The organism is Marichromatium sp. PS1, assembly GCF_041155115.1.
In the GTDB taxonomy this organism is placed as follows: Bacteria; Pseudomonadota; Gammaproteobacteria; order Chromatiales; family Chromatiaceae; genus Marichromatium; species Marichromatium gracile.
This window is the reverse complement of the sequence record NZ_BAAFHB010000005.1, coordinates 489,068-503,644: the sequence shown is the minus strand read 5'-3', so window position 1 is coordinate 503,644 and position 14,577 is coordinate 489,068. Positions and strand designations below refer to the sequence as shown.

Here is a 14,577-nt window from a genome sequence, read left to right as displayed (position 1 = left end):
TGGAGTCGCCGATGACGGAACCGGTCAATCTCAAGCTTGCGGTGCTGATCGACGCCGACAACGCCCAGGCGAGTATCGTCGAGGGGCTGCTCGCCGAGGTCGCCAAGTACGGCACCGCGCACGTCAAGCGCATCTATGGCGACTGGACCTCGCCCAATCTCGGCTCCTGGAAGGAGACGCTGCTGCGTCACTCGATCCAGCCGATCCAGCAGTTCAGCTACACCAGGGGCAAGAATGCCACTGATGGCGCGATGATGATCGACGCCATGGATCTGCTCTATTCGCGCAACTTCGACGGTTTCTGCATCGTCTCCAGCGACAGCGACTTCACCCGTCTGGCCTCGCGGTTGCGCGAGTCGGGGATGACCGTCTACGGCTTCGGTGAGCGCAAGACCCCCGAGCCCTTCGTCGCCGCCTGCGACAAGTTCGTCTTCACCGAGGTGCTGCGCGAGGACGTCGACGAGGACATCGACGCGCGCAAGAGCGCCAAGGAGCTCAAGTGCGACACCCGGCTGGTCAACCTGCTGCGCAGCGCCGTCGACAGCGCCGCCGACGACACCGGCTGGGCCGGGCTGGGGGCGGTGGGCTCGGCGGTCGCCAAGCGCAGCCCCGGGTTCGACGCGCGCAACTACGGCTACCGCAAGCTCAGCGAGCTGCTCAATGCCATCCAGCTCTTCGAGCTCGAGGCGCGTCAGGTCGGGCGTGGTCCCAACCGCGTGCTCTACGTCCGCGACCCGCGTGCCCATGGCTGAGCGCGCGCTGCCCCTGATCGACACCCATTGTCATATCGATCTGCCGGTGTTCGACGCCGATCGCGCGGCGGTGCTGTCCGCGGCGCGCGCCGTCGGGGTCGAGACCCTGGTGGTGCCGGCGATCGACCTCGACGGTTGGTCGCGGGTGCTGGCGCAGCGTGCCGCCGCCTCCGGCGAGCGCCCGGCCTGTCGCGCCGCGCTCGGGCTGCACCCGCTCTATCTGCCGCCGCCCGAGGAGGCCGAGTCGGCACTGACGACGCTGCGCGCGCTGGTCGCCGCCGAGCGCCCGGTGGCGATCGGTGAGATCGGGCTCGACTTCCATCGTGCCGACGCCGATCGCGACCACCAGCTGGCGCTGTTCGAGGCCCAGCTGGCGATCGCCCGCGAGGCCCGGTTGCCGGTGCTGCTGCATGTGCGCAAGGCCCACGAGGAGGTGCTCGCGGCGCTCGCCCGCGCCGGTGTCGAGGGCGGCATCGCGCACGCCTTCGGCGGCAGCGAGCAGCAGGCCGGGCGCTATCTCGAGCGCGGGTTCCGGCTCGGCTTCGGCGGCATGCTCACCTTCACGCGCTCGACCCGGCTGCGGCGGCTGGCGCGGGCGTTGCCGCATGACGCCCTGGTGCTCGAGACCGACGCGCCGGACATGACCGTGGCCAGCCACCGGGGCGAGCGCAACAGCCCGGCCTATCTCGATCAGGTGCTCGCCGCCCTGGCCGAGGTCCGCGACGAGTCGGCGGAGGCGCTCGCCGCCCACACCACGACCAATGCCCGCGAGGTGCTGGCGCTATGAGCCTGGATCAGCCGCTGTGGGACCGCACCCGGATCCTCGTCGGCGAGGACGGGGTGGCGCGACTGCGTGATGCGCACGTCTTCGTCGCCGGGCTCGGCGGGGTCGGTGCCTTCGCCGCCGAGGCGCTGGCGCGCGCCGGGGTCGGCACCCTCACCCTGGTCGATCACGACCGCGTCGCCCCCTCCAACCTCAACCGTCAGCTGGTGGCGCTCACCACCACCCTGGGCCGCCCCAAGGTCGAGGTGATGGCCGAGCGCGTCGCTGCGATCAACCCCGCCTGCCGGGTCCGCGCCCATGCCGCCTTCCTGCCCGCCGAGGGTGCCGATGCCTTCCTCGCCGAGCGCCCGGACCAGCTCGTCGACGCCATCGACAGCCTGGCGAGCAAGCTCGCGCTGATCGAGACCGCGCTGCGCCTCGGCGTGCCGGTGGTCAGCAGCATGGGCGCCGGCGGCCGGCTCGATCCCACCCGTATCCAGGTCGGCGACCTGATGGACACCAAGGTCTGCGGGCTGGCGCGCGCGGTGCGCACCAAGCTGCGCCGCCGTGGGGTCGGGCGCGGGGTGTGCGTGGTCTGGTCGGACGAGGAGCCGCACCCGCCGGCACCGCCCGAGCCGGTTAGCCAAGGGCGTCCGCGGGCGGTCAACGGCACCATCAGCTATCTGCCGGCGCTGTTCGGGCTGACCCTCGCCGGGGTGGTGATCCGGCGCCTGCTCGAGGGAACGGACGCCGGCTGAGCGGTTCAGTCCGCCCGTGCCCGCGAGCCGATCCAGTCCGGCAGCGCCTCGGGCGCGAGCGGTCGGGCGAACAGATAGCCCTGGCCGAGCCGACAGCCGAGTCGGCGCAGCGCCAGCGCCTGCTTGCGGGTCTCGATGCCCTCGGCGAGCACCTCCTGCCCCAATGCCTCGCCGAGGGCGATGATCGCGCGGATGATGTCGCGATCCTGTCCCTGGCTCTCGATCCCGCCGACGAACGAACGATCGATCTTGAGCAGATCGACGGGCAGCTCCTTGAGCCGCGCCAGCGACGAGTGTCCGGTGCCGAAGTCGTCGACCGAGAGGCTGATGCCCTCGGCGCGCAGTCGTTCGAGCTCGGCGATGACCTCGATATCGTGCTCCATCACCACGCCCTCGGTGATCTCCAGTCCCAGATGGTGGGCCTCGAGCCCGGTCTCGGCGAGGATGCGCCGGGTCGTGTCATAGAGTGCGCCGCGCTGGATCTGGGCATGGGCGACGTTGACGTGCACCCGACCGATGGCGATCCCGGCGTCGAGCCAGCGACGTGTCTGGAGACAGGCCTCGTGCAGTGCCCACTCGCCGAGCGCGAGGGTCAGCCCGCTCGACTCGGCGATGGGGATGAAGCGCCCCGGCGGCAGCAGTCCGTGCTGGGGGTGCTGCCAGCGCACCAGGGCCTCGAGACCGACCAGGGCGCCGTCGATCAGCGAGACCTGGGGTTGGTAGTGGAGCAGCAGCTCGCCGTCGCGGATGGCGCGCCTGAGCTCGTGTTCGAGCTGGGCGCGCTCGCGGGCGATGCGGGTGAGGGTGGCGGTGAAGAAGGCATAGCTGTTGCCGCCGGCATGCTTGGCCTGGCGCAACGCGACCTCGGCGTTGCGCAGCAGCTGGGAGCTGTCGGCGCCGTCGCGCGGGTAGAGCGCGACACCGATGCTCACGGTGATCAACAGCTCATCGTCGCAGAGCTCGAAGGGTGCGGCGATGGCGCGCAGCAGCTGTTCGGCGAGTCGGGCGCTGTCGGCCTCGTCGGCGATGTGCTCGGTGAGCACCATCAGCTCGTCGCCGCTGAAGCGGGCGATGGTGTCGTCGCGTTGCAGTTGTGTCTTCAGGCGCCGCCCGACGGCGCGCAGCAGGGCGTCGCCACCGGCGTGACCGAGTGCATCGTTGATCCCCTTGAAGCGATCGATGTCGACGAACAACACGGCGAGCTGAGCGCGTCCCTGTTCGGCGCGACCGATGGCGTGCTCGAGCCGGGCCTGGAACAGCAGCCGGTTGGGCAGCTCGGTGAGGGCGTCATGATGGGTGAGGTAGTCGACCCGCGCCTGGGAGTGACGGACCTGGCTGAGGTCGGAGAAGACGCCGACGAAGTGCGCCGTCTCGCCCTGGGCATCGCGCACCCGGTTGACCCGCAGCAGTGCCGGGTGGACGCTGCGGTCGCGATAGCGGATCCAGATCTCGCCGCGCCAGTAGCCGGTCTCGGCGAGGGCGCGGCGCATCGAATGGAAAAAGCCCGGGGGGTGGCGGGCCGACTTGAGGATCGAGATCGGCCGACCGAGCAGGGTGTCGTGCTCATAGCCGGTGATCGCGGTGAAGGCGCGGTTGACCTCGAGCAGGCGTCCGCTCGCGTCGGTGATGTAGATCCCCTCGGCGGTGCTGTCGAAGACGGTGCCGGCCAGGCGCAACCGCTCCTCGGCGGCGCGGATCTCGGTGAGATCGATGTCGACGCAGAACATCTCGCGCCGGCCGCTGCTGTAGCGCTGCATCACATGGCTGGAGAAGACCTCGACCGGTGAGCCGTCGCGACGGCGCAGCCGCAGCTCGCCGGCCGGCGGGTCGCGATCGCTCTGCAGCCAGGTATCGATCAGCCCCGTCATCCGCTCGCGAAACTCCGGCGGGATGATCAGCTCCTCGATCCGCCGTCCCAGCGCCTCTTGCGGGGTGTAGCCGTAGACGCGCTCGTTGGCGCGGTTCCAGAAGGTGACGCGACGCTGTTCGTCGTAGCCCTGGACCGCGATCGCCGGCAGCTTCTCGAGGATGCCGCGAAAGCGCGCCTCGCTCTCGCGCAGCGCCGACTCGATGCGGCGACGCTCGCGATGCGACAGCACCACGAGCACCACCGGGCCGCTGGGTGTGTTCTCGACCAGTTGCAGTCGCACCTCGAGCGGGGTGCGCGGGTCCGGGCCCGGGGCCTCGAGCACCCGCTCGCCGGTGTGCACCGCGGCCAGCTCGTCGTCGAGTTCCCGCTCCGCCGGCCAGCAGGGCAGCGGCTCGAGCCGCTGGCCGAGCAGCTCGCGCTCGTCCAGACGCAGCAGCTGGCAGGCGGTGAGGTTGGCGAGCAGGATGCGCCCGTCGTCGGGGTCGATTGCGATCAACCCTTCGTGGCTGGCATCGAAGAGCGTACGCAACAACCCCAGCGCCGAGTTGGTTGAGGAGAGGTGCGGACGCTTGGGTGCGACGGGCACGGGGTCAGACTCCAAGGTCAGCGTCGTTGTTCGGCTGGAGGAGAAGGTCGGTCCGGTCGTGTTCGGCGCATCGGGATCGCTCCGCAGTGAAGTCCGCTGTCGATTCTAAGGGGGCATTGACGATGCCGCATGTGGATTATGGGCTCGATTTGATCCCCTCCCACCCGGCAAGTGCCTCGCGGCGCGACTGCGCCAGGTCGACGATGGGGGGCGGATAGTTGACGCCGAGCCCGACGCCGGCGCGTGCCAGCGTGGTGCTGGTGGCGGTCCAGGGCTGTTGCAGTACCTTGTCGGGCAGCCGCGCCAGCTCCGGACACCAGCGGCGCACATAGTCACCATTGGGGTCAAAGCGTTCGCCCTGGCGCACCGGGTTGAAGACCCGGAAGTAGGGTGCGGCATCGGCGCCGCAGCCGGCCGTCCACTGCCAGCCGAGGGTGTTGCTGGCGAGGTCGGCATCGACCAGGGTGTCCCAGAACCAGCGCGCGCCGAGCTGCCAGGGCAGGCGCAGGTTCTTGGTGAGCAGCGAGGCGGCGACCATGCGCACCCGGTTGTGCATCCAGCCGGTGTGCCACAGCTCGCGCATCCCGGCATCGACCAGGGGGATGCCGGTGCGTCCCTGCTGCCAGCGCTCGAGCAAATCGCTATCGGACGGCTCGCGCCAGGGGTAGTCGGCGAAGCGCGTATCGAGCGGATGCTCCGGGGTTTGCGGGAAGTGATAGAGCAGATGATAGGCGAACTCGCGCCAGCCGAGTTCGCGCACGAAGGCGTGCTCGCCCAGGGGCAGGGCTGCGGGGAGCGCGGCGCGGGTCAGCGCGAGCAGCCGGTGTGGCCCGATCTCGCCGAAGTGGAGGTGTGGCGAGAGCCGCGAGGTGGCGGGGCGGTCGGGGTGGTCGCGCAGCTCACCGTAGCCGTCGAGATGGCCGGCGAGGAAGCGCTCGGCGGTCGTCCGGGCGCCGTGCTCGCCGGGCGTCCAGGCCTCGGCCAGCCCCTGGTCCCAGCGGATGCGGGGCAGCAGGTCGAGCTCGGCGACGGTGTCGCCGCCGTCGAGCTCGACGCCGGGGATGCGTACCGGGGCCGCGATCGGGTCGGGGAACTCGGCGAGTCGGGGTGTGCAATGACGCCAGAAGGCGCTGAACACCTTGTAGGGAGCGCCGCTGCCGCTAGCCACCTCCCAGGGCTCGAACAGCAGCGCGCCCTTGTGGCTGGTGCAGTCGAGCCCGGCGGCACGGAGTTGCTGCTTGATCGCGGTGTCGCGCTCGCGGGTGGCGGGGTCGTAGAGACGGTTCCAGTGGACCGCACGGGCGCCGCTGGTCTCGGCCAGCCGGCGCAGCAGCGCGAGGCTCTCGCCCTGGCCGATCCACAGTCGGGCGCCGCAGGCGCGCAGCGCGGCATCGAGCGCCTCGAGGCTGTGGTGCAGCCACCAGCGGCTGGCCGCGCCCGGGGCCCAGGGGGCCTCCTCGTCGGGGGCGTGGATATAGACCGGGAGGATGCGTGCGCCCGAGCGCAGCGCCGCCTCGAGCGCGGGGTTGTCGTCGAGACGCAGGTCGCGTCTGAACCAGACGATGACGGTATCGGACATGATGTGGTGCTGATCGGTGCGTGTGAACGGACGGCGGCGTCGCCGGCGAGGCGCGATGCCGATGGTAGCCGATCCGGGCGTGTTCGAGTGCTCCGCTCAGGGTGCGGTTGTCAGCACCTCGTCGAGGAAGGTCTCGAGCATGCGCCAGGCGCGTTGTGCGGCGCGGGCGTCGTAGGCCACCCCGTCGAGCTTGTAGCGGTCGGCCCCCGGGTTGGTGAAGCCGTGACGGGCACCGCCGTAGATCACCAGCTGCCAGTCGGCGCCGAGGCGTTCGAGTTCGTGCTGGAAGGCGTGCACGCGCGCCGTCGGCACCATGGGGTCGGCGGCGCCGTGCAGCGCGAGCACCGCGGGTGAGAGGTGGCCGAGCTCGGGCGGCGGCGGGGGCAGGGAGCCGTGGACGCTGACCACGCCGGCGAGCGGCGCGCCGGCATAGGCCAGTTGCATCGCGGTGGCGCCGCCGAAGCAGTAGCCGAGCGCGACGATGCGCTCGGGGTCGACCTCGGGGCGCTCGCGCAAAACATCGAGCCCGGCGAGTGCGCGCTGGCGCCAGGCCTCGGGGTCTTCGCTGAGCTGGGTCATCCACGCCTTGGCGTCGGCGGCGTGTTCGGTGACCCGGCCGGCGCCGTAGAGGTCGGCGGCGAAGACCACGTAGCCGAGTTCGGCGAGTCGGCGCGCCTGGGCGCGGACGTGATCGTTGAGCCCCCACCACTCGTGCAGCACCAACACCCCGGGGCGTGGGCCGGGTTGGGCGTTGTCAAGGCTGAGATAGCCGCCGAGGCGGGTCTCGCCGTCGGTGTAGAACAGGGTCTCGGTGCGGGGCGTGGCCCCGACCTCGAGCGTGACGAGCAGGGCGACGGCGGCGAGCAGCGACGGGATGCGCATCCTCAGTTCCCTCCGTGCGGATCTCTGGGGCGGGCGTGGACCTGGCCCGCATGAGGGGGATATCCGGGCGCATGGTCGCGATGGCAATATGTCTCCCAGAGGCAGGATTGCAACCCTGATCCGGCCCGTCTATCCTGATGCTGCGTTGCAGCACGGCGGTCCGGCCCCGCCGATTCAGACGTGGCCGATCAGCTCGTCGAGATGCGTACTGACACAACGGCCGAGCGCCGACAGCGTATACCCCCCCTCCAGGCAGGACACCACCCGTTCTCCGGCATGGCGCAGCGCGAGCTGATGGAGCTCGCGGGTGAGCCAGCCGAAGTCGGCCTCGCGCAGGTTGAAGTGCGCCATGTCGTCCTCGATATGGCCGTCGAATCCCGCCGAGATCATGATCAGCTCGGGCGCGAAGTCGTCGAGCCGGGGCAGCCAGGCCTGCTCGATCGCGGTCTTGAAGGCGGCCCCGTCGGTCAGTCGCGGCAGCGGCAGGTTGAGGATGTTGGGTGCGTCGGTGTCGGCGCCGCTGTTGGGGTAGAAGGGGTGCTGGAAGCTCGAACAGAACAGCACCCGCTCGTCGCCGCGGAAGATCTCCTCGGTGCCGTTGCCATGATGGACGTCGAAGTCGATGATGGCCACCCGCTCGAGCCCGTGATGGGCGAGGGCGTGGGCGGCGCCGATGGCGACGTTGTTGAACAGGCAGAAGCCGCCGCCGCTGCGCCGTCCGGCATGGTGGCCCGGCGGCCTCACCGAGCAGAAGGCGGCATGATGACGGTCGCTCATCACCAGATCGACGCCGAGGATCACCGCGCCGGCGGAGTGCATCGCCGCCTCCATGGTATGACGGTTCATGCCGGTGTCGCCGCCGTCGACCCAGGCCACCGAGTCGTCGCTCGGGGCGGTGTCGATGATGTGCTGGACATAGTCCGGGTCGTGCACCATCTCGAGCTGCTCGCGACTCGCGGCGGGGGCGTCGTAGTGGGTCAGCAGCATCTCGATGCCGCAGGCGATCATGCGATCGCCGATCGCGTTGAGCCGCTCGGGGCACTCGGGGTGATGTTCGCCCATGCGGTGTTCCATGCAGGACGGGTGGCTGATGAAGGCGAGATTCATGTCGGGTCCTCGGTCGTCGAGCACGGCGTCCGCTGGAGGCGCCGCCGGCATGGTTTCGTTCTTCGCGACAGGGCGTCCACACGGACGCATCCGGGCTGCGATCATTGGCACGGGGGGCGGCGCACGCGCTGGGCGCGGGCTCGCCGACACGACCTTCCATCCTCGCCTCGGCGGGGATTCCCGGTCAATGCGGAGCATCCCCGGCGTCTCGGGTGCGCGTCGCTGCCCCGAGGCGATGGCCGGTTTCCGTGCCGGGCGTGACGGGATGGCCGATAATCAGTCCCTCTTGGAGGGTTTCAATGCAGCTTAACCCCTTTCCTGCCTCGGAGGGCAGATCCCATGCGCTTGACCGACATTGACCAACTCTTCACCCCGAGTGCCGTGGCGGTGTTCGGTGCGAGCGATGAGGAAGGCTCGATCGGCGGAATGGTGTTCCGCAACCTGCTCGCCGGTGGCTTCAAGGGCCACTGCTATGCGATCAACCCCAAGTACGAGGAGGTCGCCGGTCAGCCCTGCTATCCGAGCCTGACGGCGCTCGACAAGCACATCGATCTGGCGGTGATCGCCATCCCCGCCGAACGGGTGCCGGCGATCCTCGATCAGTGCGGCAGCTATGGGGCCAAGGCGGCGGTGGTGCACTCGGCCGGGTTCGCCGAGCACGGTGAGCGCGGCGAGGTGCTCCAGGAGCGCATGGTCGAGGCCGCACGGCGCAACCGCATCCGCGTGCTCGGGCCCAACTGTCTCGGGGTGATGCGCCCGCAGCACGGGCTCAACGCCAGTGTCGGCGAGGCGTTGCCGCGCAGCGGCAACGTCGCTCTGGTGTCGCAGTCGGGGGCGATCTGCACCGCGATGATGGACTGGTCGGAGCCGCGCAAGGTCGGCTTCTCGGCGGTGGTCTCGCTCGGTGCGGCGGCCGATGTCGACTTCGGCGACATCCTCGATTATCTCGCCCTCGACAGCCAGACCCAGTGCATCCTGCTCTATGTCGAGGGCATCCGCAACGCGCGCCACTTCATCAGCGGGTTGCGCGCCGCGGCGCGGCTCAAGCCGGTGGTGATCGTCAAGGCCGGGCGCCATCCGGCCGGCTCGCGGGCGGTGAAGTCGCACACCGGCGGCTTCGTCGGCTCGGCGGAGGTGTTCCGTGCGGTGACCGATCGCGCCGGCGTGGTGCAGGTCGACGACCTCGACCAGCTGTTCGCCGCCGCCCAGGTGTTCGGCGCCCGCCGTCGGCTTGCCGGCGACCGCATCGCCATCATCACCAATGGCGGCGGTCCCGGCGTGCTCGCCGCCGATCGCACCGTCGAGCTGGGCCTGACCCTGGCGCAGTTGAGCGACTCCACCCGTCAGGTGCTCGAGCGGGTGTTGCCGGACTACTGGTCGCACGGCAACCCCATCGACATCATCGGGGATGCTAACCCGGAGCGCTATCGTGCCGCGCTCGACGCCTGCCTCGCCGACCCCGAGGTCGACGGCGTGCTCTGCATCCTCGCGCCGCTGGTGTTCGGCGATCCGGTGGCCACCGCCAAGGAGGTGATCGATGCGGCCAAGGGCAGTCGCAAGCCGGTGCTCGCCTGCTGGATGGGCGGGCAGTACGTGGTCGATGCGCAGACGCTGCTCGCCGAGAACGGGGTGCCGCACTTCGACAACCCCGAGGTCGCCGCCTCGGCCTTCGCCTTCCTCGCGGTGCACCAGCGCAACCAGAAGCTGCTGATGCAGTCGCCGGCGCCGCTGGCCTTCGAGAACCCGCCCGACATCGAGGGCGCGCGACTGATCATCGAAGGGGTGATGGCCGAGGGGCGCAAGGTACTCGGTACCGTCGAGGCCAAGGCGATCCTCTCGGCCTTCCGCATCCCCACCATGCAGGCGGTGATGGCGCGCACCCCCAACGAGGCGTTGATGGCGGCCGAGGCGCTCGGCTTCCCGGTGGTGATGAAGGTCAACTCCCCCGACCTGGAACACAAGTCCGCGGTCGACGGGGTCAAGCTCAACATCGCCGACGCCCAGTCGGTGCGCCGCACCTTCACCGAGATCGTCGAGCGCGCCCGGCGGCTGCGCCCGGACGCCCGGCTCGAGGGGGTGACGGTCGAGCATATGGTCTCGAGCCGCGCCGCGCGCGAGCTGATGATCGAGGTCTTCCGCGACAAGATCTTCGGCCCGGTGATCTGCTTCGGCGCCGGCGGCACCAAGATCGAGGTGATCGAGGATCGTGCCCTGGGCCTGCCGCCGCTCAACGCCTTCATCATCCAGACGATGATCGACCACACCCGCATCGCGCGGCTGATGGGCAGCTTCCAGCACATGCCGCCGATGAACCGGGTGGCGCTGGCGAGAATCCTGCAACGCGTCTCGGAGATGGTCTGCGAGCTGCCCGAGGTCATCGGTCTGCGCATCAACCCGTTGATCGGCAACGACAAGGAGGTGATCGCGGTCGACGCCTCGATCCATGTCGACTACCGCCCGCCGCAGCAGCGCATCTACGGCCACATGGCGATCTATCCCTATCCGAGTCACCTCATCGAGCGGGTACAGCTGCCCGACGGGCGCGATCTGGTGATCCGCCCGATCCGTCCGGAGGATGCCGAGATGGAGCAGGACTTCGTCCGCGGACTCTCCGAGCAGACCAAGTACTTCCGCTTCATGCAGGCGATCAAGGAGCTGACCCCGGAGATGCTGGTGCGCTTCACCCAGATCGACTACGACCGCGAGATCGCGCTGATCGGGGTGCTCGAGCACGAGGGCAAGGAGGTGCAGGTCGGGGTGGCGCGCTACATGACGCGCCCGGGCGGCGAGGCCTGCGAGTTCGCCATCGTGGTCTCCGACCAGTGGCGCAACATGGGCATCGGCGCACGGCTGATGCGCTCGCTGATGCAGAACGCGCGCCGACGCGGCTTCCGGGTGATGGACGGCGAGGTGCTCTCGGCCAACAACCGCATGCTGGCGCTGGTCAAGTCGCTCGGCTTCCGTATCGTCAACGATCCCCAGGACATGTCGGTGAAGCTCGTCAGCAAGGTGCTCTGAGCCCTGCGACGGTGTGCCAGAGTCCCGGATAAATCGCACTAATAACCTTTGGTAAGGTTATAATAGCGCGAGTAATTTTTGGAGGGATTCATGGCACAGGCTACCCGCCGTGGGCAATTGACACTGAGCGACTATGTCGAGCGCATCCTGCGCGAGGGGGCGATGTGGGCACTGATGTGCCTGGCGCTCTATCTGTTGCTCGCGCTGGCGACCTACTCACCCCAGGACCCCGGCTGGTCCTATGTCGGCGATGGTGAGCGGGTGAGCAACGCCGGTGGTCGCACCGGGGCCTGGTTCGCCGACGGCGCCCTCTATCTGTTCGGTTTCTTCGCCTACCTGATCCCGGTGCTGGTCGGCTGGAGCGCCTGGGTGGTGTTCCGTGGTCGCGGCGAGGCGGTGGTGCTGCGCCCCTGGGTGCTGTCGCTGCGCTGGATCGGTTTTGCGCTGACCCTGGTGGCCGGTTGCGGCATCGCCTCGATCCACTTCTCGACCCTCGGCGGGGTGCTGCAGAACGGCGCCGGGGGGGCGCTTGGCAGCAGCCTCAGCTCGGCCATGCTCGGTGCCTTCAACGTCCCCGGGACCGACCTCTTGCTGGTCGGCACCCTGCTGATCGGACTCAGCCTGTTTTGGGGGATCTCCTGGGTGAGACTGCTCGATGCCACCGGGGCCACGGCGCTGCAGGCGCTGCGTGCCGCGCGTGGTCTGCTCGAGGACTCGCGGGGGCGTCTGCAGCAGTTGCGCGAAGGTCCCGAGCTCAGTCCCGAGGGGCTGCCGCGCGCGCTCAACCTGATCGACCCCGATGAGTTCGCCGGCGACCCCGAGCCTGCGCCCGCCCCGCGCCCCGCGCCCCGCGCGAAGGCCCGGCGTCGCTCGCGCGCTCGCCCCAACGGGTTCCCAGAGGCGGTGCGCGCGACCATGACCGATCCACTGCCCGAGCCCGAGCCCGAACCGGCGCCTCCTCCAGAGCCGGCGCCGCCGCGCCGCCCGGTCGCTCCTGCTCCCGCTCCCGAGCCGAGTGCGGTGCCGCCGCGCGCTGCGCGACCCGCGCCGCCGCCAGCACCGGTCTCTGCGCCCGCGCCCGAACCCGAGCCGCCGGCCCAGGTGCCGGTCGCGGTGCGCGACATCCCCGCCGAGGGCATGCGTCCGCCGCTCTCGCTGCTCGACGCGCCGACCAAGAGCGGTCGCGGCTACAGCGCCGAGCAGCTCGAGGAGCTGTCGCGTCAGGTCGAGCTGCGCCTGGCCGACTTCGGCGTCGAGGCGCGGGTCGAGGAGGTCTATCCCGGTCCCGTGGTCACCCTCTTCGAGATCGACCTCGCCCCCGGTACCAAGGTCAGCAAGATTACCGGCTTGGCCAAGGATCTGGCCCGCGCGCTGTCGACGATCAGCGTGCGCGTGGTCGAGGTGATCCCGGGCAAGTCGCTGATCGGCATCGAGATCCCCAACGAGCAGCGCGAGATCGTGTTCCTGCGCCAGACGCTCGGCTCGGACGCCTATCAGGAGGCGCGCTCGGTGCTCACCCTGGGGCTGGGCACCAACATCGCCGGCCAGCCGGTGGTCGCCGATCTGGCGCGCATGCCCCATGCGCTGATTGCCGGCACCACCGGCTCGGGCAAGTCGGTGGCGATCAACGCGATGATCCTCAGTCTGCTCTACAAGGCCGACCCCAAGGACGTGCGGCTGATCATGGTCGACCCGAAGATGCTGGAACTCTCGGTCTACGAGGGTATCCCGCACCTGCTCACCCCGGTGGTCACCGACATGAAGGAGGCGGCCAACGCGTTGCGCTGGTGCGTCGGCGAGATGGAGCGACGCTACCGGCTGATGGCCAAGCTCGGGGTGCGCAACATCGCCGGCTACAACAAGCGCATCGCCGAGGCCGAGGCCGCCGGCACCCCGATCGCCGATCCGCTCCACGACCCCGCGCTCGGCGCCGCACCGGCGCTCGAGCACCTGCCCTATATCGTGGTCATCATCGACGAGCTGGCCGACATGATGATGGTGGTCGGCAAGAAGGTCGAGGAGCTGATCGCGCGCCTGGCGCAGAAGGCGCGCGCCTCGGGCATCCATCTGCTGCTGGCCACCCAGCGCCCCTCGGTCGACGTGCTCACCGGGTTGATCAAGGCCAACATCCCCACCCGCATGGCCTTCCAGGTGTCCTCGCGGATCGACTCGCGCACCATCCTCGATCAGCAGGGCGCCGAACAGCTGCTCGGGCACGGCGACATGCTCTATCTGCCACCCGGCGGCAACCTCCCCAATCGCGTGCACGGCGCCTTCGTCGACGATCACGAGGTGCACGCGGTGGTGGAACATCTCAAGCAGTTCGGTGGTCCGGACTATATCGACGACGTGTTGCGCGAGCCGACCGAGTCGCTGCCGGGGATCGACCCCGAGCCGCGCGGCGGCGACACCGAGGACACCGACCCGCTGTTCGACGAGGCGGTGCAGATCGTCGTCGAGACCCGTCGCGCCTCCATCTCCGGGGTGCAGCGCCGGCTCAAGATCGGTTACAACCGCGCCGCGCGCCTGATCGAGGAGATGGAGCGTATCGGCATCGTCAGCCCGGCCGAGACCAACGGCAACCGCGAGGTCCTGGTCCCGCCGCCACAGGAGGAGTGATCGCGTGATTCGAGCGACCCTGTCCGCCCGCGCCCTCGGCGCCGTCCTGCTCGCCTTGCTGTTGCCCGTCGCGGCGTTCGCCGGGGAGGGCGCGCAGCGTCTCGAGCGCTATCTCGCCGGTCTCGACAGCCTGCGCGCGGACTTCGTGCAGTACACCTTCAACGCCGCGCGCACCCAGATGACCGAATCGCACGGACGCTTCTATCTGCAGCGCCCGGGTCGCTTTCGCTGGGAATACGACGACCCGGTGGCGCAGGTGATCATCGCCGACGGCAAGCGCGTCTATGTCCACGACCTGGAACTCGAGCAGGTCACCCACCAGAGCCAGGAGCGGGCGCTGCGCGGCACCCCGGCGCTGCTGCTCGCCAGCGGCGCGCCGATCACCGAGCACTTCGCCGTCAGCGAGCTGCCGAGCACGGATGGGCGCGCCTGGGTGGCGCTGCGTCCGCTCGACGCCGACGCCGAGGTCGAGCGCATCGAGCTCGGCTTCGGCAGCGATGGCCTCGAGAGCCTGATCATGGAGGACGGCTTCGGTCAGAACACCCGGCTCGACTTCAGCGCGGCGACCCGCAACCTCGCGCTCGAACCCGACCTGTTCGAGATCGATCGCAGCGCGGTCGACGACTTCCTCTCCTTCGACTGA

At 69.7% G+C, this 14,577-nt stretch carries 10 protein-coding genes; 6 read left to right on the top strand and 4 right to left on the bottom strand.

Annotated elements, in window-relative coordinates; all coding sequences use genetic code 11:
- The first annotated feature begins 11 nt into the window (after window positions 1-11).
- From ACAM26_RS14530 to ACAM26_RS14520, 3 genes are read left to right on the top strand one after another with little or no spacing between them, the layout of a single operon-like run.
- Window positions 12-752 carry an NYN domain-containing protein gene (locus tag ACAM26_RS14530; protein WP_123139717.1) on the top strand — a complete coding sequence of 247 codons (741 nt, stop codon included), beginning with the start codon at window positions 12-14 and terminating at the stop codon, window positions 750-752.
- Window positions 745-1,539 carry a TatD family hydrolase gene (locus ACAM26_RS14525; protein ID WP_369613964.1) on the top strand — a complete coding sequence of 265 codons (795 nt, stop codon included), beginning with the start codon at window positions 745-747 and terminating at the stop codon, window positions 1,537-1,539. The genes ACAM26_RS14530 and ACAM26_RS14525 overlap by 8 nt, the downstream gene beginning before the upstream one ends.
- Window positions 1,536-2,273 (top strand): ThiF family adenylyltransferase, encoded by a 738-nt coding sequence (locus ACAM26_RS14520; RefSeq protein WP_123139719.1) that lies wholly within the window; start codon window positions 1,536-1,538, stop codon window positions 2,271-2,273. The genes ACAM26_RS14525 and ACAM26_RS14520 overlap by 4 nt, the downstream gene beginning before the upstream one ends.
- Before the next feature lie 5 nt (window positions 2,274-2,278).
- On the opposite strand, the gene ACAM26_RS14515 is transcribed toward ACAM26_RS14520, so the two are convergent.
- The 4 genes from ACAM26_RS14515 to ACAM26_RS14500 form a co-directional block, all read right to left on the bottom strand.
- Window positions 2,279-4,729, bottom strand: coding sequence for a bifunctional diguanylate cyclase/phosphodiesterase (locus ACAM26_RS14515; protein WP_165913554.1), 2,451 nt, complete (start codon window positions 4,727-4,729; stop codon window positions 2,279-2,281).
- 136 nt (window positions 4,730-4,865) lie between these two features.
- A complete protein-coding gene (locus ACAM26_RS14510) occupies window positions 4,866-6,308 on the bottom strand; it encodes a deoxyribodipyrimidine photo-lyase (RefSeq protein WP_123142987.1) in 1,443 nt (480 codons plus the stop codon).
- A 96-nt stretch (window positions 6,309-6,404) separates the two neighbouring features.
- Window positions 6,405-7,190, bottom strand: coding sequence for a dienelactone hydrolase family protein (locus ACAM26_RS14505; RefSeq protein WP_369613963.1), 786 nt, complete (start codon window positions 7,188-7,190; stop codon window positions 6,405-6,407).
- A 174-nt stretch (window positions 7,191-7,364) separates the two neighbouring features.
- Entirely contained in the window at window positions 7,365-8,297 is a 933-nt protein-coding gene (locus ACAM26_RS14500; RefSeq protein ID WP_369613962.1) for a histone deacetylase family protein, read from the bottom strand.
- A 339-nt stretch (window positions 8,298-8,636) separates the two neighbouring features.
- Between ACAM26_RS14500 and ACAM26_RS14495 the strand changes: the two genes are divergently transcribed.
- From ACAM26_RS14495 to lolA, 3 genes are all read left to right on the top strand, one after another.
- Entirely contained in the window at window positions 8,637-11,315 is a 2,679-nt protein-coding gene (locus ACAM26_RS14495) for a GNAT family N-acetyltransferase (protein WP_123139724.1), read from the top strand.
- A gap of 90 nt (window positions 11,316-11,405) precedes the next feature.
- Window positions 11,406-13,934, top strand: coding sequence for a DNA translocase FtsK (locus tag ACAM26_RS14490; RefSeq protein ID WP_123142985.1), 2,529 nt, complete (start codon window positions 11,406-11,408; stop codon window positions 13,932-13,934).
- A 4-nt stretch (window positions 13,935-13,938) separates the two neighbouring features.
- Entirely contained in the window at window positions 13,939-14,577 is a 639-nt protein-coding gene (lolA, locus tag ACAM26_RS14485; RefSeq protein WP_123139726.1) for an outer membrane lipoprotein chaperone LolA, read from the top strand.